This is a genomic window from bacterium (assembly GCA_018814885.1).
Lineage (GTDB): Bacteria > Krumholzibacteriota > Krumholzibacteriia > LZORAL124-64-63 > LZORAL124-64-63 > JAHIYU01.
This window is the reverse complement of the sequence record JAHIYU010000139.1, coordinates 14,200-32,180: the sequence shown is the minus strand read 5'-3', so window position 1 is coordinate 32,180 and position 17,981 is coordinate 14,200. Positions and strand designations below refer to the sequence as shown.

Here is a 17,981-nt window from a genome sequence, read left to right as displayed (position 1 = left end):
GGGACCGGCCCTTTCCGTGTGCAAGGTGCGGCCGCTTCCTATTTCAGCAGCACGATCTTGCGCATCTGGTCTGCGTCGCCTGCCCGCAGGCGGACCAGGTAGACGTCGCTGGCCACGTGCTGGCCGTGGTCGTCGGTGCCGTCCCAGACCGCCGCGTGGGGGCCGGCCGGCAACGAGGCCCGGACCAGGGTGCGCACCAGCGAACCCTGCACGTCGAAGATGCTCAGATCCACCGCCGTCTCGCGGGCCAGCTCGTAGGCGATGGTCGTGCGCGGATTGAAGGGATTGGGTTGCACGGAGGCCAGGCACGTCACGGCGACCGGCGGCAACTCGTCCTCGACGGCCGTCATGCCGTTCCAGATGCGCAGCCGGTACGAGCCCGAGCCGTACAGGTCGTCGGTGTGGGCCTTCCAGACCGCCAGGCAGTGGTAGCCGGCGTCGACGACCTCGAAGGAGATCGACTCGTCGCCGCCCGCGCCCTCGTACCAGGCGGCGCCGTCGGGTATGTTGCCGCTCTTGGCCACGTACTCGCTCGCCGGTCCGTACATGGACATGCCCCAGTCCACCGTGCCGCTCACGTTCTGCACCCGGACGACATAGAATCCCGGGGTCAGGTTGAATTCGTAGAGATCGACGATCTCCAGGGCGCTCATGGTGTACGGCCCGTAATTGGCGCCGTTGGGCGGAGTCCCGAAGTACGTCGACGCGGAGGCCTCGGCCACGTAGTTGCCCGTGCCGCTGTAGCGCAGCACGCCGAAGTCCTTGGGGTCGTAGGCCAGGTTGTTGTAGTTGACCAGCACGAAGTCGGACTGACCGGAGCCCCAGTTGGAGACGGCATGGTTGCCGGCGAATCCGTCCTTCGCCCCCGGCAGGGCGTCGTGCACCCGGACGGCCGTGTCGTCGCCCGTGTTGACGGGCATGACGGCCATGCTCATCCACCAGCTCTCGTAGCCGAGACGCAGACCGTCGCAGTTGTACCAGTAAGGCCCGACGAGCATGTCGTCCCAGCCGCCCATCATTTCCGGCGGCGCGGTGCGTGCGACCTGGGTGCCGCCCGACATCGACAGCGGGCCCCACACGTATTGCTCGCCGTAGTCGTTGTTGTCCTCGTAGATCTCCTCGATCTCCGCGTTGGGATCGTGACGAACCGAGAACGTGTGCCGACCGCCGCGCACGTTCAGCGGATAGTCCCAGTTGAACAGGCTGTTGGCGTAGCCCGGGAATGACCCCCAGCTCAAGCCGGCGGCGACGACGTTGTCGATGAAGAACTGGGCGTAGAGGCTGGTCGAGCTGGTCGGGCTCTCGTTGCGTGTCGCCACGTTCATGTACGTCGAGGCGACGTTGCCGTAGAGGGTGTCGGGCAGGGCCACCGAGCCCGGCGTGCCGTCGTCGGCCGGCCGCGCCACCAGCGGCGAGTGCCAGCCGGCCGCCTCGTAGCAGATGAAGTCCGGCGGCGTGGTCTGGATCTCGATGGTGTAGTCGATCGCGGTCCGCCCGTCCACCGGTTCCCGGTAGACGGCCAGGCAGTTGAAGCCGGTCTCGCCGATGTGCAGGTCCAGGCGCGCGCGGCCGGTCACGGCGTCCGTGACGTCCGCGGCGTCGTAGCTGGAGAGGGAGCCGACCTCGAAGAACTCGTCGAGCCACAGGGCCGTGAGCGGCCCGTCGGCGGGATCGACGTCGACGGTGATGCTCACGTAGCCCGTGTCGTCGACACCGACGTAGAACTCCCACATCTGCAGCATCTTGTTGGCGCCCAGGGTCACCGTCAGGGAGTCGTCGAAGCTCACCGAGCCGCTGGTGACGTGCTCGATGTGGTAGGGACTGTCGCCCTCGAAACGGTTGAGCATGCCGACGTCGTAGTCGTTGGTGCCGACGACGTTCCGGTTGACGAGGCACCCGTCGAGCAGGCCGGTGGACCGGTAGGATGCGGCCAGGTACGAGCCGAAGCCGTTCTCCGGTCCCGTCGAGGGCACGTGGATGCGTACGTCGTAGTTGTCGGTGTCGTCGTCGGCCCACAGGATGACGGCGTTCCACCAGGCGCTGGAGCTGAAGCGGGTGCCGTCGCAGTTGTACCACAACGTGGAGCCGTCGACGACGGTGTCCCAGCCGCCGTCGGCGTCTGGATACGCGTTGATGGTGTAGAAGGAGTTCGGATTCAGCGTCCACGGCGTCCAGACGAACGGGTGCCCCCACAGGTTGTTCGTCTCGTCCGACTCGGAGATCTGCTCGTTGTCGTCGTAGTGGAACGACATGATGTGGCGGCCGCCGCGGTAGTATAGCGGACCCATGTTGGTGCCCACGAAGAGGCCGCCGCCGGAGATCGGTCCCCAACTGACGCCGGCAGTGTAGGCGCCGTCGGTGAGCAGGTCGCCGTGGAAGCCGCTGGACGTAGTCTGGTCGCCGGCGTTCCGGCCGTAGATGCTCCAGTAGGTGGAGGTCGACGCTCCGTACAGCCAGGTCGTCAGGTGCGCGTCGGTGGTGGTGGCCCCGGTTGTGCTGCGCGGCACGATCACGTAGTCCCAGCCGGGGTGCTGGTAATAGGTGATGTCGGCTGGTTCCGCAGCGCGGATGGTGATCGGCCCGTAGCTGGCGTAGCCGCCGCTCCACTTGCCCGAACGGTCCACCGCGCGGATGTTGAAGTAGTAGGTGCCCGGCGATAGGCTCGCCGTCGTGTAGCTGGTGACGTTACCGATGTCCATGTCCGTGCTCGGCATGCCGGGCGCGCCGGAGATGAAGATCCCGTAGCCGTTGACGCCCGAAACGTCGTCGGTGGCCCGCGTCCAGACGAAGTCGATGGTCGGATCGGGCGAGTCGCCGCTGGTGCTGTGGCTGGTCGACGTCAGACCGGTTACGATGCCGGGATTGGCGTAGTCGGGATCGTAGCCGTTGTTGGCGGCCGTCTGCCAGACCCACTCCTTGAGCGACGGATAGCGGGCGTTGAAGCTGTCGAGGAAGTCCATCGGGCCGTCGGGATTGTCGTAATCGGCGGTGGCGAAGATCTCCTCGATCCACAGCGTGGTCATGTCGGACCAGTCGGGGAACTGGGGGTCGTTCTCCGTATTGTCGTCGTAGATGTCGTGCAGCAGCGCGGCCGCGAAGCCCTCGGTGATCGCGGCGTCGTGGAAGCCGTAGCCGCCGCAGGACAGCACGCTCTCGAACTCCATCTGGTACATGGGCTCCAGGCCGTACGCGGCGAGGAAGGTGTGCGTCGCGGCGTCGGAGAAGAAATTGGCCCAGCCCTCCATCCAGGCGATGACGCCGCTCTCCTCGCACCAGATGCAGTGGCCGCAGCTCGGATTGTCGCACCAGCCGTTGCAGTAGTCGAAGGCCTCGATGCCGCTGTAGGTGTCGTCCCAGTAGTGCCCGTACTCGTGGGCGGGCACCTGCTCCTGCCACTGCAGGCCGCTGCTCATGTGGATGCCGGCGGCGTTGTACCAGGCGCCGTCGGCGCCGTCGGGCCAGAGCACGTCGATGCTGTCGGGGTTGTAGCCGGCTTCCCAGTTGCAGAAGTTGAAGACGCGCGTGGTCGTGGTGTGCAGGTGGACGGCGGGGTGGTCGCCCTCGCTGGCCGGCTGCAGCCAGCCCAGGTCCAGGTCGGTGCCGGTGTAGTTGCTGAAGGTGCCGGAGACCCAGGCGTAGAGGTTGCCGTAGGTGGGGTCCTGGACCTCGATCTTGTAGTTGAAGGTGTCATACAGCACGTAGATGTCGGGCGTGTCGCCGGCGCCGGCGTTGTCCCCCTCCACGTAGAAGTCGTAGTAGCCGTAATAGTCGGTCCAACCGCTGCCGAGCAGCTCGTCGTCGCTGCTCGAGTCGTAGTCGTAGACGCGGACCCTCATGGAGTGGGCTCCGACCCAGACGGCGTCTTCCCGCGGGTAGCCGAAGCGGCAGCGGATGCGGATGAGGGCCTTGTCGCCGGACGGGACCGTCTCCGCGTCGGGGCTGACCGTGGCCGGCCCGAGCTCGCCGAGCGGCCGTTTGCCCGTGACGACCTGGGCCTTGGGCGCCGCGACGGTCGGCTCGGGACGCTGCGTGCGCAGGTAGTTGGCCTGCGACAGGTCCAGCGTCACGCGGTAGGGAAAGCCGCCGGCGTCGAAGGAGATCACCAGGGGCTGATCGGGATCGCCGGCCAGTGCCGCGAACTCGATCTCGATGCGCTCGCCCTTGGCGCCGCGCGCGCTCGCGGGGGCGCTCAGGGTGACGGTGGTCCAGGACTTGCCCTCGCAGACGAAGTCCCGCACCGCCACGTCGCCGTCGAAGTCCAGCGCCAGCACGCCCGCGAACACCTCGTCCTTGACGGCGGGCCGGGGGTCGCCCAGCAGGGTGACCTTGACGGGCGGGCCGACGTCGGCCCAGACGATCGTCGCCGCCAGCAGCATGAGGGCGGCCGGCAGCAGCGTGATTATCCGTTTACTCATGGCCTGCCTCCTCTCAATGGTTGACGGGTGCCGGGCGATCCTGCGGCTGACGCGGCGGGCGCGGCGCGGTCATCTCGGCGACGGCCGTCTCGATGCGCTGGGCGACGTCCTCGCGGCCGGCCAGGCGCGCGTGATCGATCTGGATCTGCAGGATCAGCAGCTCGGTATCGCGCGCCAGCGCCTCGATCTCGCGCTGGATCCCCAGGGCGGCCCGCTCGTCCGGCGCCGCCCGGAAGCGGGCCTCCAGCTCGGTGTGCCGTGTCCGCTCGGCGTCCAGGGCGGCGTTGATCTCGGACATCAGGGGGGAGACGGGGCGCGCGGCCGCGGCGGCCTGTGCCTCTTCGCGGGTGAAGATGACGACCTCGCCCTCGGGCAGACCGCCGTCCTCCACCGCCTTCAACTCGGCCCGGTTCAGGTCCAGCGCGGGCGCTGGTGTAGCGATGGGGGTTTCGCCCTCGCGCAGCGGTACGGCGACTTCGGGGTCGGCGGCGGCGGCGAGACCGGCCGCCAGCAGCAGAACGGTCATGGACAGGATGATTCTCATCGCGATACCTCCAGTTAGTGGTGGTGCAGGACAGGGCATGAAGCGCAGACGTCTGGGAGGCTCGGGCGATCTTGCCGAAGCGCCGGAGCGCGGATGTCGTTCGCAGGCGATGGATATTCTCGGTAGAACCCCCATGGCCCGCAGTGTACCACCCACTTGGACGACGTTCAACAGAACAGCTTTGTCCGGTCCGTGACCGCTGCTAGACTGTCCGCTGGACCTTTTCCACCGTAACCGCGAGGTGATCATGAACCGCTTGGCCGCTCTCGACTGGATCGTCGTTGCCCTCTACTTCGCGCTGGTCTTCGGCGTCGCCTGGTGGACAACGCGGCGACGCGGGCTGCGCGAGTCGTCCGCCGGCTACTTCCTGGCCGGCCGCAACACCGGCTGGTTCGTGATCGGCGCGTCGCTGTTCGCGTCGAACATCGGCTCGGAGCATCTGGTTGGCCTGGCCGGCACCGGCGCCGCCAGCGGCGTGGCCGTGGGGCAGTTCGAGGTGCTGGCGTCGCTGATCCTGCTGTTGCTGGGCTGGGTCTTCGTGCCCTTCTACCTGCGCAGCGGCGTGACGACGATGCCCGAATTCCTCGAGAGACGGTATTCCGCTTCGGCGCGCTGGTATCTGGCCGTCATCTCCATCGTCGGCTACGTGCTGACGAAGATCTCGGTGACCGTGGCGGCGGGCGGCATCGTCTTCAAGACGCTCATGGGCCTGGACTTCTGGACCGGCGCCCTGATCGTCGTGGTGGCCACCGGCATCTACACGGTGCTCGGCGGCCTGCGGGCGGTGCTCTACACGGACGTGCTGCAGGCGGGGGTGCTGATCCTGGGCGCGACCGTCGTCACGTTCCTCGGCCTGGACGAGCTCGGCGGCTGGAGCCGCATGACCGGCCTGGCGGGCGACGGCTTCATGGACATGTGGCTGCCGGCTTCCCATCCCGACTTTCCCTGGACCGGCATCCTGCTGGGCGCCCCGATCCTGGGCGTCTGGTACTGGTGCACCGACCAGTTCATCGTGCAGCGCGTGCTGGCGGCCCGCGGCCTGGACGACGCCCGCGGCGGCACGATCTTCGCGGGATTCCTCAAATTGCTGCCGGTCTTCCTCTTCGTGATACCGGGCGTGGTGGCCTACGGCCTGGCGCAGACGGGACGGATCGAGCTGGCCCAGCCGGACCAGGCCCTGCCGACGCTCATCGGCACCCTGCTGCCGGTGGGCCTGCGCGGCCTCGTCGTGGCAGGATTGCTGGCGGCGCTGATGAGCTCCCTGTCTTCGGTCTTCAATTCCTGCTCCACGCTGGTCACCCTGGACATCTACAAGAAGCTGCGCCCCGCGTCGTCGGAGCGGCGCCTGGTGGCGGTGGGGCAGATTTCCACCGCCGGTCTCGTGGTTCTGGCGCTGGCCTGGGTGCCCTTCATGTCGCGGATCTCGGGACAGCTCTACCAGTACCTGCAGAGCGTGCAGGCCTACATCGCGCCGCCCATCGCGGCGGTGTTCCTGATCGGCCTGTTCTGGACGCGGGTCAACGCGCGCGGGGCGCTGCTCGCGCTGTGGACCGGCTTCGTGCTGGGCGCCGCGCGCCTGGTGGCCGAGCTCAACCAGGACGCCCTGGCCGGCGGTCCCTTCGAGCGCTACGCCACCATGAACTTCCTGCATTTCGCGGCGTGGTTGTTCGTGGCCTGTTCCGCCTTGCTGGTGCTCGGCAGTCTGAGCGGCCGGGCGCCCGATACCGAACGACTGGCTGGCCTGACCTACGCCACCGCCGGCGAAGAGCGCCTGCCCTCGCGGCTGCGTAACCGCCACCTGGCGACCAGCCTGCTGCTGCTGGCGGGGGTGGCGGCGGTGTGGCTGATGTTCAGGGGGTGAGTCGGCGAGGCGGCCGGGATCGGCCATAGCGGGCGGCGATTATTGTTGACACCGTGACCGGCCGATGCACCCATCTCTGCCTCGGACGGCGCCCCCGCCGGCCGCCGATGAGATCCAGCGCCTTCGGGCGACACGACACACTCACGCCAACCGGACCGGAGGCGGTCATGGACAGGCGTCTCGGGACATTCCTCGGCGTCTACACGCCGACGACCCTCACCATCCTCGGCGTGATCATGTATCTGCGCTTCGGGTGGCTGGTGGGTCATTTGGGCCTGTTGCAGATGCTGGTGATCGTGCTGCTCGCCCACGTGATCACCGTCACGACCACGCTGTCGTTCTCGTCCGTCGCCACCAACGGCCACGTGGGCGCCGGGGGCGCCTACTACATCATCTCGCGCAGTCTCGGCCTGGAGGTCGGCGGATCGGTGGGGCTGCCGCTGTTCCTGTCGCAGACCTTCTCGGTGACGCTGTATTCCTTCGGCCTCGCGGAATCGTTGCGGTTCATCTGGCCCGGCGTGCCGCTGCAGGAGGCGACGGTGGTCATCGTCGTGCTGGTCGGCGCCATCTCCCTGTTCGGGGCCGGGGCGGCGCTCCGGGCCCAGGTCGTGATGATGGTCGTGGTGGGCGTCTCGCTGCTCGCGCTGGGCGCCGGCGCGCTGCGCATCGGGAAACTGCACGACGTGATGCTGTCGGCCGGCTCGGGCGAACTCGACTTCTGGCGGGGCTTCGCCATCTTCTTCCCGGCGGTCACGGGCGCCATGGCCGGATTGGGGCTGTCCGGCGATCTCAAGGATCCCGTCCGCTCCATACCGCGCGGCGCGATCCTGGCGGTGCTCACGGGTCTGGTCGTGTATCTGCTCGTGCCTTTCGTGCTCTCGGCCTCGGCGCCGCTCGAGGTGCTCCGCAACGATCCCCTGGTGTGGACGAGCGTGGCCCTGGGCGGCGCCTGGCTCGTGCTGCCCGGCCTGTGGAGCGCCATCTTCTCCTCGGCGGTGGGGTCGATCCTGGGCGCACCCCGCACGCTGCAGGCCCTGGCCCGCGACGGCCTGGCGCCCCGTCTCTTCGCCGGCCGCGGCGGCTCGAGATGGGCGCTGCTGCCGGGGCTGCTGCTGTCCCTGGCGATCGCCCTCGGGGCGGTGGCCCTGGGCGATCTCAACGCGGTGGCGACCGTGGTCTCCATGATCTTCCTCGCCGTCTACGGCACCACCAACTTCGCGGCGGCCTTCGAGACCCTCAGCGGCGACCCGTCCTGGCGGCCCCAGCTCCGCACGCACTGGTCGGTCAACCTCCTGGGCGGCTTTGGCTGCCTGGCTACCATGTTCCTGATCGCGCCGGTGGCGGCCCTGGCGGCCCTCGTGATCGTGCTCGGCCTGTGGCTCCTGCTGTCGCGGCGCGAGCGCGCCGCCGGCTGGGGCGACGCCCGGCGCGGCCTCTACGAGAGCCTGATCCGCTGGGCCCTGCTCAGGCTCGACGCCCGGCCCGTCAGCCCCCGCAACTGGCGGCCGCACACCCTGGTCTTCGTGGACGGCATCGAGCGCGAACTCGATCAGGTCCGCTTCGCCGACTGGTTCAGCCAGGGTCGCGGCGTGGTCACGGTCTGCGAACTCATCGAGGGGTCGATCGAAACCTCGGTTTCGCAGGTGCCGGAACGGCTCGCGCGGATGCGCGACGTGCTGCAGCGGGAGAACCTGCACGTGTTCCCCGAGGTGGACATCGTGGGAGATCTGGCGAGCGGCATCGTCGAGGTGTCCCAGGCCAACGGCATGGCGGCCATCTCCAGCAACACCGTGATGCTGGGCTGGCCGTCGGATCCCCAGCTGCGCACGGTCTTCATGGGCGTCCAGCGCGAGCTGCAGGCCCTGGGCATGTCCCTCATCATAGGGCGCATCAAGCCCCGTCACCTATTCCGGCGCACGCAGAGGCACCGCACGATCGACGTGTGGTGGAGCGGACTGCGCCGCAACGGCGACCTCATGCTGCTGCTGACCTACCTCCTGACGCGCAACCCCGAATGGCGCAACGCCCACGTGCGCATCATGAGCGTGGCCACCACCGAAACCATGCGCGAGCAGACGACCCTGTATCTCCAGCGCATGCTCGCCACCATCCGCATCGACGCCGAGTTCGAGATCCTGCTGAAACCGAAGGACGTCCGCGTGCGCGACATCATGCAGTCGCAGAGCGCCGAGTCGGACGTGGTCTTCATGGGACTCGACCCCGCTGTGCCGGGCGAGGAGGCGGCTCAGGCCGACCGCCTGGAACAGCTGGCCGGCGAGCTGCCGGTGGTCTTCTTCGTGAACAACGCCAGCCATTTCACAGGGGAACTGCTCGACTCGGGCGAGGAGATGGACATGGAGGAGATCGCCCGTGGACGGCTGCCCGGGTCGGCCAAGCCTGCGAGCAGCGGCGACGACGTGGCGGACGCCCAGGGGAAGAGACCGTGAAGGTTCGCAACATCCATCAGAGGACGGTCGATGCGCCGGCCGCCGTCGTGGGACGACTCTTCGACGGTCTCGCCTCCGTGAACGACCCCCTCTGGCCCGCGGACCGCTGGCCGCCCATGCGCTTCGACCGCCCCCTGCAGGTGGGCGCCCGCGGCGGCCACGGACTCGTCCGCTACGACGTAGGCGCCTGCGAGCCGGGCCGTTCGATCCGTTTCGATTTCACGGCCCCGCGCGGCTTCGACGGGCACCACCGCCTGGAGGTGGTGGCCAAGGGGGAGGAGCACACCGTGCTGCGCCACGTGGTGGAGATGAATACCCGCGGCCCGGCCGTGCTGAGCTGGCCGCTGGTCTTCGGTCCCCTGCACGACGCCCTGCTGGAGGATGCGCTGGACCGGGCCGAGCGGAGCCTGGGGTTGGAGCCGGCGGGGGCGCGGTGGAGCGCGTGGGTGCGGTTCCTGAGGTGGGTGTTGAAGCCGCGGGGACGGCGTTCCCGGCGAGAATGACGTCCACGTTCCAAGTGATCATGCGTACACGTCGAAAGCGGGAATCGATATCGGTCCGGCCTCAGCGCGAAACGCCGATCGGCCCCGCCTCGCTGCCCGTTCCGATCACCTCGCCGCCGTCGGTCAGCAGCCGCACCGTGACCATCCGTCCCGACCGGGCCCAGTTCCCCTCGACCACGTCGGCGCTCACGACCACCTCGCCTTCGCGGGTCTGCGCCGTGAAGCGGGTCAGTCGGTACGCGCCCTCGCGGTAGCCGAAGCCTTCGCCCGCGTCCTCGTAGAGCAGGCCCTCGGCCTTCCCCTCGTCGTCCAGGCAGACCACGAGCTCGAGCTCGTCCAGCGGGCGCTCGCCCGACCACTGCACGACCGGTCCCAGGGGCAGGATGTGGCCGGCGCCCAGCATCAGCACCGGCAGGTCGAGGTCGGCGCCGTCGCCCTCGACTAGGGAGAAGGCGCGCCAGTCGCCGTCGGGGAGGATCGCACCGCGCGAGGCGCCCGGCGACGTGTTGCACGACACCAGCAGGCCGTCGCCCAGCAGGAACGCGTCGTCGGCGCCGCGCAGGGCCCGGTCGGCGGGGTCGGCGAAGAAGAGCGGCCGCGCCGGCGGCAGGCCGCTCAGCGACGCCTCGCGCATCAGCGTGTAGAGGTGGGGCAGCAGACGGTAGCGGCGTTGCAGGGCGAGGCGGCAGGTCGCTTCCACCTCGGGGCCGAACGCCCACGGCTCCTTGTCCACGTTGCCCTTGCCCGTGTGTCCGCGGGCGAAGGGCAGCAGGGCGCCGAAGCCCATCCAGCGCGCGAACTGCCGGCCGTCGCCGGCGCCGCAGAAGCCGCCGATGTCGGGTCCGGAGAAGGGCTGTCCCGACAGGCCCAGGTTGAGCACCTGGGCGATGGACATGTCGAGGTGCGCCCAGTTGGCCGTGTTGTCGCCGGTCCAGCAGGCGGCCCAGCGCTGGCCGCCGAGGTGGTTGGCGCGCGAGAGCACGAAGGGGCGCCTGTCGGGGCGTGCGCGCAGGCAGCCCGCGAAGGTGGCCCGCGCCATGAGCATGCCGTAGACGTTGTGGTATCGCGCATGGGGACCGGACCCGCCCAGCTCGGGGTCGGCGCGGTGGCGGTTGTCCAGGGGCATGGTCTTGCTGTCGACGTTGAAGACCGCCGGCTCGTTCATGTCGTTCCAGACGCCGTCGATGCCGCTGGCCAGGAAGCCCACGTACAGATCGGCCCACCAGTCGCGCGTGTCGGCGCGCGTGAAGTCGGGGAAGACGCAGGCGCCGGGCCACACCGCGCCCACGTAGTCGCGGCCGGTGAGGGTCTTGACCCACACGTCGCGGGCCTGCCCCGAGTTGTAGACGCGGTAGCCCGGATCGATCTTGATGCCGGGGTCGATGATGGAGATGACGCGGAAGCCGTCGGCGTGCAGGTCGTCGGTCAGGGCGACCGGGTCGGGGAAGTCCAGGGGGTGGAAGGTGAAGCAGCGGAAGTCGTCCATGTAGTCGATGTCCAGCCACACCACGTCGCAGGGGATGTGCCGCTCGCGGAACTCGCGCGCCACCTCGCGCACCCGGTCGTCGGGCGTGTAGGAGTAGCGGCACTGATGGTAGCCGAGCGCCCACAGCGGCGGCAGGGGCATGGTGCCGGTCAGGCGGCCCAGGGCGCGCACCACGTCCTGGGGCGTGCCACCCTCGACGACGACAACCGGGAATTCCGGTCCCTGGGCGACGAAGCGGATGCCGTCGGTCAGGTCGATGCGGCAGCGGTGCGAGGTGTCGGCCAGCACGCCGAAGCTCGTGCCGTCGGCCCTCAGCGCCAGCACCCAGGGGTGGGACTGGTAGAGGTGGGGCGTGTTTGCGTCCCAGCCGTAGGCGTCGAAGTTCCAGGCGACGACGCTGGTGCCGTTGCGCCGCAGCGGGCCGGGGACCTCGCCGGTGCCGTAGAGGTCGGTGCCTTGGGTGACCTGTACGTGGATGGCGGGCCGTCCCATCACGCGGCTGAATTCCGGGATGACGCTCCAGCCGGCGGGGGCGGGGCCGGTTCCGGTCAGGGGTTCAACCAGGCAGAGGGAAGGCAGCGCGGCGTCGCGGGCCGCGGCGGAGGCGTGGAAGCGGACGACGCCGTCGCCAACGGATTCGGCGAGGGGCTGGGCGGCAGTGTGTGTCGCAAGAGTCAATGCACCGGCGATGAGGATTGTCTTGCACGCGCGGATCATCGGGACCTTCCCGGTTGGAGTTGCCGGTATCTTAGCGTAGGTCGGATCGGAGCTCAAGTCGGGGCTTAAGCCTTGTTTGAAATCCGCGATTAGTAACATATTCAAGCAGATTCTAGTTGACGCGTGGTACTATCTTATCGCAAACTCATGGTGCATCAGATTATCGCCCGCCGAGATTGATATCGATTGTTATTGCACCTAAACATGTCGAGGTGCGCCATTATATTTCCACCCCAGGGAGGTACCATGCATTCCTGCAACAAGGCCAAGGGTCGGCCGGATCGTTGACCGAAGTTCTTTCTGTCTCGTCTGAATTTATTGAATCGTTACAGGGGGGGGGCAGTAAGCCGATCGTGTCCGAAAAAAGACCACGCAAGTTCCAGGACTGCATACTCAAGGGCAACGACAGAGGCCATGTTCTTCCAGCCTTTCTTGCCCTTATATCGATCCTACTGAGCCCCATCCCTTCTCATGCTGCCATCACGCTGACACCCGCCGGCCCCGGCGGCGGCGGGTGGCTATACGCCGGGACCTTTGATCCCGTCGATGGCCAGACCATGCTGATCGGCACCGACATGTGCGGCGTATTTCGTACGGATGACGGGGGGCAACACTGGCAGCCCTGGAATGACGGACTGCTCTCCAGCAGCGCCAGCGCCAGAGATCAGATCAGCTACGTTCAGGATCTGATTGGGATCCATCGCAATGATGCGACCGAGTATTATGCAGCGACACTGGGCGGCATCTACCGGGCTCCGGACGGCGGTGGTTGGATACGCGACACAGCGCATGCCTCATTTTACCATTCATACACACATACCGAACCAGATTATACCTTTACACTCGATAATGTTGCGATTCCCTTCTCCTGTTTCGCCCATAACGGCGAGGGGATGCTCTATGCCGGCGCCGGAGCCAATCGCTGTGGTCCGAGGCACATGGATAACTGGTTTGGAGCGGACATCTTTCGATATCCCGGGCTTGGAGATCTCACTGCCAATTCCAACCATCAATACGGCGAGTTCCATGAAGGCGAGAGCAACCCACCATGCCAGTATACGGTTTGGCGCAAAAACCTGGACGACGCACAGGGCTGGGTACCATACGCCATGGACTGCACGCCTGAGAACATGACTTTCGGGGCGGCCCGCGATCTGAGCGTTGCACGGCTCGACGGTACGGACTACGTCGTCGTCAGCACCATCCACGGCATCTTCATGCACGACGGAACCACTTGGCGGTGGCTGCATACGATTCCTCTTCACGACGACCAGGGGGTTGTCAACCCAGAAGGCTACTACCGTGAAAACCTGATGTGCTGGAACGTGTACTTGACGCAGCGGGGAACGCTTTACGCCGGGATGAGCCTGTTTCGCGGCGATGACACGACAATACCCGGCGGCGTGTATCGGATATTCGATGTCACCGAACCCGATCCCGAATGGCATTGGGTTGGCGATGGTGGGCCGATCAACAACGGGGACTCAAGCGCGCCGGTCGATCTACGGAAAACGATGGCCGAAGTTGGTAGAATGACGAGGGACATGCATGATGATCCAGACGATCCCCTCTATACCGGCGCCACCATCTGGCTCATGAACGTGATCGAGGGCACGGGCGAAAACCCAGATATCATTCTGGCCGGTAACCGGAATACCTCATCTGACTCCAAGGCCAGCATGTTGAGGGGAAGCCAACCGTACGTATCGCCCGTCGAGCCTTCTCAGGGGGCGTCCTGGTCGTTGCGGGTGTATAGACGCGCCGGTGTTGATTACATGTATCCCTCATCATATGGCGCCCCCGCGATTCCGCTGGATATGGGATACCAGACTTTCTGGGGCACTCAGGTGATAGATCAACCTACCGTCTTATTGCCGGCGCTCATTGGGTCGGTGCCCCAGTCGGAGATCAAGGTTCTTGTCCAGTATAATGCGATGCTGCATCTGTCCAGCGACGGCGGCCAGACCTGGGATAACGTCTGTGGTCATTGGTCCGGCGATGAATGGATCTCCCACGGTTACGATGAGATGGGGACCAACGATCTCGATTTCCGCAGCGACGGCAGGGTGATCGAGGCCAACCAGGACGACGGGGTCTTCTCGTCTACGCGCAACTCACACGAAGCTTGGAAAATACATCCGATTCCCGATGATCATCACAGCTCTAGTAATGTCGAAGTATGGCCTGACTGGCATGGCGGAGGCGAGCTCCTCCTGGCAGTTGTCGGGGTCAACAAAGCAGACGAAACGATCTACATTAGCAATGCTTTGCTGGGTGATCCTCCTGGAGGATGGATAGATGAGTCGATCGCTGATGTAGTAGGGCACAAAGTTGGTATCTATGACCTCGAAATGACGACGGCCGATATTTGGTTCGCCACTTACAACTACGAGATCGCTGATGTCGGGCACTACGGCGTCGTACGCGGCGAATGGAACTATAGTATGGAGCAATGGGTCATCTCGACGGCAGAGGAAAACCTGGCGTTCACGAAGGATCTGGATCTGGACATCATCACAGAGATGGCAATGGATCTGGAATATGTACCGGCGACCGGGCGTCTTTTCGCTGCGACGGGCTATGGTGCCGAACTCTACAGGCTCGACAGTGTCAACTCGACTAGCTGGGTGCAAGTTACTCCCCAGCCGGCATTCCCTGCAGGAACGTATCATATCCACGAGTTGGCGGCAAGCGTATCCGGCAAGGTCTTGATGTTTGGTGTCAGTCCTCATAGCCCTGCACCTGATGCAGCGGCAACGATCTATCGTACCGAGAACGCGGATGCAGCCGATGTGAACGATATGGTCTGGGCGGTATTTGATATGCCTGTTGAGCTCGCTGATTTCACGAGCAAATCTCCGCAGGTCGAAACGCTGGTCTATTCACCGTATGATGATCATATCGTCTTTCTCGGCATCAATCTCAAGGGCACGGCGTTACCGGAGCTCTCTAATGTCGGCTGCCTGCATGAGTACACGGGCTTGTGGAAGCTCGATATGACGGACCCCGATCATCCCGTATGGACCTATGAATTCGCGAACACTATGGCCGAAGGCATCGTAGTCGAAGACATTGCTTTCAATCCCTATGTGACCGGGCAGCTCGTGATCGGCACCTTTGGACAGGGGCTCTACTACGCACAGGTGCCTCCACCACCGGCGCCGCCACCGGCGGCGAAGTACGTGAACAAGTCGGAGCATGTGACTGGGCTCGACTACCCGGGCGTGCCCTACAGCGCGATTACGCTCGATTACGACAACGACGGTGACGAGGACCTCTTCTTGACCCTTCAGAACGGCCCACCACAACTCTACAGAAACACGGGTGAAGCTTCACATGGCGCGCCAGGATTCGAGAGAGTCACAGACGCATTCAATGCTGATATCAATAATCTGTCAGACGCCCGCGGCAGTGCCGCCGCAGACTTTGACAACGACGGCAACATCGACATATTCGTGGCGCACGAGGATCACCCTATGTTGCTACGCAACAAGGGGGCCGGAGCAGATCCTCCCCTCTTCGAGAACATCGGCCCGCAGCTGAACTGGGAAATGGAAGGCCAGACCGAGTACTGGCTGCATAAGAGCTGGGCGGGGAGCTGGGGCGATTTCAACGCCGACGGGAATGTCGACCTGCTGGTAACCCGCGCCGATGCCGGCGGTGCGAAGCGCCTCCTACCAACGCACTCTCACTATCCGTTCCTGCTCTTGGCCAACGTGTGGGAGCTGGGCGGTGCCGGGTTTACGCCGATATGGTCGATCTTCCAGGGTTCAGAAACGGCGCCGGTCACGGTCTCGTCGGTGAGCTGGGTGGACATCGACCGTGATGGCCTTCTCGATGTTTTCGTTCCCTCGCTCGGCGATCCGTCGGAAACACACCTATATCACCGAACCAATGCTTTGTACCCTGACGAGTTCTCGACGCGATTCCCGGGGATCGAGTTGGGCAGGGTGGATGCAGCCGTGTGGGCAGATGTGAACCGCGACGGCCTGCCGGATCTGGCGGCAGCGGTTCGCCCTGAGGGCGCGACTTCGGAAACAAGGCCGCGCCTGTTCCTGAACAACCCGGTAGAGCCGGGTACGTTCTACGAATCGACAGCGCTTCTGCCACCGACTGGTCCGGTGACCGATCTGAGGCCACTGGATTTCGATCTAGACGGTTGGATCGATCTACTGGTGGTCGCGGATGAAACGACCGATCTGCCGCCCTACGGAGTGCATCTGTTGCGCAATGCAGGCAGCCGTGTCCCCGCGGGTCATGCCCCATATTTCGAGGATGTCACGGATATCACCGGCGTGGGTGATTTAGAGCAAAGTGTATCGGGCTTGGCGGCGACGGACTTCCTCGGCGATGGGGACATGGACCTGTATTTGGGACGACCGCTCGCCGACCAGTCATTCTACTACTCGGCGACAGCCCCGGATGGCGATGAGACGCCGCTGGCCAGCCGGCTGGGCGTGCGCCTCAATGTTCTGTCGGGCGCGAACAACCGCTCGGGGATCGGTGCGGTGGTGACCGTGATAGCGGACGACGATTCCACGACCCTGTTTGTCGACGGGGGCAGCGGGCTTGGCGGGCAGATGAGCAACTCGCTACGTTTCGGATTGGGCGATCACACCGAAGCGGTCACAGTCAGAACTCGCTGGCCGGGCGGGTTCGTCCAGACGAACGAGTTCCAGCCCGGTGAAATTGGTACAGTCGTGGAAATCGTAGATGAGACAGACCCCACGGTGATCGCGGACAGCCTGCACCATCAGGTATTTGTCTTGCCAAACCGCAAGTTGCACTGGGAGATCCAATGGACTACCGCGTGCAGCTTTGTGCCGGACCTGGATCGTGTGTCGATCACGTTCCCGAACTCGACGACGATTACATACGCTCCCGCAGATGCGAACGTAACCGCAACCACGGGGCGCAATTACGACGGCAGTTACTGGCACAGTTTTTCCATCAGCGGTACGGCATGCTTGCCCGGCAACTATGTATACGAAGTTATGAGCGAGACGAATACGCCGGAATACACGCAATACAACACGGCCAGCCGTTCGTTCAGTGCGTCCTTCTGTGCCAAGGGAGGGGAAGATGATGATCACATCATCCAGGAGTAAGATCGTTGCGACAATGATTTGCATTCTGTTGCCGGTGATAGCCCCGGCGAACGCTGATGTGGATGGTGTGCTCGGAATGTCGGTTGTTCAGGGCCAGAGTTACATGGCGGTGTGGGTACCTCTGGATCATGACCAGGCCATAGCCGGTGTGCAGTGGTACCATAACGATATGACGACGCAATTTACGACGCTGCAGGCGACCGCTGGTGGCCAAGAGAATCCCGGTTCTTCGCAATCGGCCATGTTGCTGGCGGAAAACGTGACAGGCGGCTCTTTGCAGTGGTGCGGTCAGACGTTTACCGAAGAGGTGGCGAGTGTTGAGGACGGCCTCTACGTGCTGTTCCAACTGCCCCTGGGCAGCGTGTATGAGCAGGACGGGACCGGCGGCGGCGCCGGGATCGGCTACAAGTACGAACCCGGGGGTCCCGGAGCGTGGTTGAGCCTGGATGGAGAGGCGTGGCTGCCGCTGCATCCGGATTACCGCCTGGCGGTCGAACCGGTGCTGGTCGAGGCGGGAACGACGACGACACGTCTGGAGCGGACCGGGGGAAAGAATCTGGCAGTGGACGAGGAATCAGTGCCCCTGCGCACCGAGCTGCTGGCGCCTACACCGAATCCGTTCAATCCTATGGCGACGCTGCGGTTCTCACTGGAGCGAGCGTGTCGGATCGATCTTTCGGTCTATAACCTGCGGGGCCGTAAAGTGTCGACACTGGCCGAAGGTCCCTACTCGGCTGGCTCGCATGTGGTGGTGTGGAGTGGCCGCGACGACGACGACCGCAGTACGGCGAGCGGGCTGTACTTGGCTCGCCTGAAAGCAGATGGACGGGAATTGACGCAGCGGATGCTGCTGGTGAGGTGAGGACGGACGTGGAGGGAGTGGCGCCGCCCCTACCTCCG

8 protein-coding genes are annotated in these 17,981 nt (G+C 65.3%); 5 read left to right on the top strand and 3 right to left on the bottom strand.

From position 1 onward, the window contains the following. Window positions 1–38: 38 nt before the first annotated feature. Window positions 39–4,415 (bottom strand): hypothetical protein, encoded by a 4,377-nt coding sequence (locus KJ554_09970; protein MBU0742663.1) that lies wholly within the window; start codon window positions 4,413–4,415, stop codon window positions 39–41. A gap of 13 nt (window positions 4,416–4,428) precedes the next feature. Then, entirely contained in the window at window positions 4,429–4,959 is a 531-nt protein-coding gene (locus tag KJ554_09965) for a hypothetical protein (GenBank protein MBU0742662.1), read from the bottom strand. Between the two features lie 247 nt (window positions 4,960–5,206). On the opposite strand from KJ554_09965, the gene KJ554_09960 reads away from it, so the two are divergent. The 3 genes from KJ554_09960 (at window position 5,207) to KJ554_09950 (ending at window position 9,770) form a co-directional block, all read left to right on the top strand. Further along, window positions 5,207–6,820, top strand: coding sequence for a sodium:solute symporter (locus KJ554_09960; GenBank protein ID MBU0742661.1), 1,614 nt, complete (start codon window positions 5,207–5,209; stop codon window positions 6,818–6,820). A 167-nt stretch (window positions 6,821–6,987) separates the two neighbouring features. Next, a complete protein-coding gene (locus KJ554_09955; GenBank protein MBU0742660.1) occupies window positions 6,988–9,267 on the top strand; it encodes an amino acid permease in 2,280 nt (759 codons plus the stop codon). Next, the gene (locus KJ554_09950) at window positions 9,264–9,770 is read left to right on the top strand and encodes an SRPBCC family protein (GenBank protein ID MBU0742659.1); all 507 of its coding nucleotides are present in this window, start codon (window positions 9,264–9,266) and stop codon (window positions 9,768–9,770) included. Before KJ554_09955 ends, KJ554_09950 begins: the two co-directional genes overlap by 4 nt. 61 nt (window positions 9,771–9,831) lie before the next feature. Here KJ554_09950 and KJ554_09945 read toward each other — a convergent pair whose 3' ends face one another. Continuing rightward, on the bottom strand, window positions 9,832–11,973 hold the full coding sequence (locus tag KJ554_09945) for a DUF5110 domain-containing protein (GenBank protein MBU0742658.1): 2,142 nt from the start codon (window positions 11,971–11,973) through the stop codon (window positions 9,832–9,834). A gap of 284 nt (window positions 11,974–12,257) precedes the next feature. On the opposite strand from KJ554_09945, the gene KJ554_09940 reads away from it, so the two are divergent. Then, window positions 12,258–17,081 (top strand): CRTAC1 family protein, encoded by a 4,824-nt coding sequence (locus KJ554_09940; GenBank protein ID MBU0742657.1) that lies wholly within the window; start codon window positions 12,258–12,260, stop codon window positions 17,079–17,081. Further along, the gene (locus KJ554_09935; GenBank protein ID MBU0742656.1) at window positions 17,056–17,943 is read left to right on the top strand and encodes a hypothetical protein; all 888 of its coding nucleotides are present in this window, start codon (window positions 17,056–17,058) and stop codon (window positions 17,941–17,943) included. The genes KJ554_09940 and KJ554_09935 overlap by 26 nt, the downstream gene beginning before the upstream one ends. The last annotated feature ends 38 nt before the right edge of the window (window positions 17,944–17,981 follow it).

Coding starts and splice junctions, on each gene's coding strand:
- KJ554_09970 (MBU0742663.1), bottom strand. CDS start 4,415: ATGAGTAAACGGATAATCACGCTGCTGCCGGCCGCCCTCATGCTGCTG.
- KJ554_09965 (MBU0742662.1), bottom strand. CDS start 4,959: ATGAGAATCATCCTGTCCATGACCGTTCTGCTGCTGGCGGCCGGTCTC.
- KJ554_09960 (MBU0742661.1), top strand. CDS start 5,207: ATGAACCGCTTGGCCGCTCTCGACTGGATCGTCGTTGCCCTCTACTTC.
- KJ554_09955 (MBU0742660.1), top strand. CDS start 6,988: ATGGACAGGCGTCTCGGGACATTCCTCGGCGTCTACACGCCGACGACC.
- KJ554_09945 (MBU0742658.1), bottom strand. CDS start 11,973: ATGATCCGCGCGTGCAAGACAATCCTCATCGCCGGTGCATTGACTCTT.
- KJ554_09935 (MBU0742656.1), top strand. CDS start 17,056: ATGATGATCACATCATCCAGGAGTAAGATCGTTGCGACAATGATTTGC.